General features: G+C 73.1%; 1 protein-coding gene. It reads right to left on the bottom strand.

The genetic code is table 11. From position 1 onward, the window contains the following. Positions 1-76: 76 nt before the first annotated feature. Entirely contained in the window at positions 77-1,606 is a 1,530-nt protein-coding gene (gene thiC, locus ABZ914_RS51010) for a phosphomethylpyrimidine synthase ThiC (RefSeq protein WP_500201770.1), read from the bottom strand. Positions 1,607-1,690: the final 84 nt, after the last annotated feature.

The following is a 1,690-nucleotide window of genomic DNA, read 5'->3' as shown; positions in this document are numbered from 1 at the left end:
GCGGCGGGCTCCGGTGAGAGGAGGGGACCGCCCTCACCGAGGGCGCCGGTGACCGATCTCCCGGTCCGGTCGCCGGTCAGGAACCGCCGGGCGCCAGCGGCAGGTACACGCGCCCGCCTCCGGCGCGGAACTCCCCGGCCTTCTCCCGCATCCCGGCGGCGAGCGCCTCCTCCTCGGCGAGGCCGTGCTCGCCGGCGTACCGGCGGACGTCCCGGGTGATCTTCATCGAGCAGAAGTGCGGTCCGCACATCGAGCAGAAGTGCGCGGTCTTCGCCGGCGCCGCAGGGAGCGTCGCGTCATGGAACGCCCGCGCGGTGTCCGGGTCCAGCGACAGGTCGAACTGGTCCTCCCAGCGGAAGTCGAACCGCGCGTCCGACAGCGCGTCGTCCCACGCCTGCGCGCCCGGATGCCCCTTGGCCAGGTCGGCGGCGTGCGCCGCGATCTTGTAGGCGATCACGCCGGCCTTGACGTCGTCGCGGTCCGGCAGTCCGAGGTGCTCCTTCGGCGTGACGTAGCAGAGCATCGCGGTGCCATGCCAGCCGATCATCGCGGCGCCGATCGCCGAGGTGATGTGGTCGTAGCCCGGCGCGATGTCGGTGGTCAGCGGCCCCAGCGTGTAGAACGGCGCGCCGCCGCACCACTCCTGCTGCAGGTCCACGTTCTCCTTGATCTTGTGCATCGGGACGTGGCCCGGGCCCTCGTTCATCACCTGGTTGTCGAACTCGGCGGCGATCCGGGTGAGCTCGCCCTGCGTGCGCAGCTCCGCGAACTGCGCCTCGTCGTTGGCGTCCGCGATGCAGCCGGGCCGCAGCCCGTCGCCGAGCGACCAGGTGACGTCGTAGGCCGCGAAGATCTCGCACAGCTCGCGGAAGCGGGTGTAGAGGAAGTTCTCCTCGTGGTGCGCCAGGCACCACGCCGCCATGATCGACCCGCCGCGCGAGACGATGCCGGTCTTGCGCCGCGCCGTCAGCGGCACGTACCGCAGCAGCACGCCCGCGTGCACGGTCATGTAGTCGACGCCCTGCTCGGCCTGCTCGATCACGGTGTCGCGGAAGACGTCCCAGGTCAGCTCCGCCGGGTCGCCGCCGACCTTCTCCACCGCCTGGTACAGCGGGACGGTCCCGACCGGCACCGGCGAGTTGCGCAGGATCCACTCGCGGGTGGTGTGGATGTCCCGGCCCGTCGACAGGTCCATGATCGTGTCGGCGCCCCAGCGGGTCGCCCACGTCATCTTCTCGACCTCGTCCTCGATCGAGGACGCCACCGCCGAGTTGCCGATGTTGGCGTTCACCTTCACCAGGAAGCTCCGGCCGATGACCATCGGCTCGATCTCCGGGTGGTTGACGTTGGCGGGCAGCACCGCCCGGCCCGCCGCCAGCTCGTCGCGGACGAACTCCGGCGCCACGCCCTCGCGCAGCGCCGCGAACTCCATCTCGGCGGTGATCTCCCCGCGCCGCGCGTAGGCGCGCTGGGTCACCGCGCCGCCGCTCGCCCGGCGCGGCCTGCGGGGGAGCGGCCCGTCGGCCGCGGGCGCGGAGCGGCGCCCGTCGTCCTCGGGGCGCGCCGTCCGCCCGTCGTACGGCTCGGTGTCGCCGCGCGCGGCGATGCACCCCTACCGCGGCGCCGGGAGCCCCCTGCGGACCGAGGTCGCGGTGTGCGGGGGGGGGTTAGGGCCCGTCGTGTGGGTACG

The sequence above is a fragment of the Spirillospora sp. NPDC046719 genome (genome assembly GCF_040645715.1).
Classification (GTDB): domain Bacteria; phylum Actinomycetota; class Actinomycetes; order Streptosporangiales; family Streptosporangiaceae; genus Spirillospora.
This window is presented reverse-complemented; position numbering and strand designations above follow the sequence as displayed.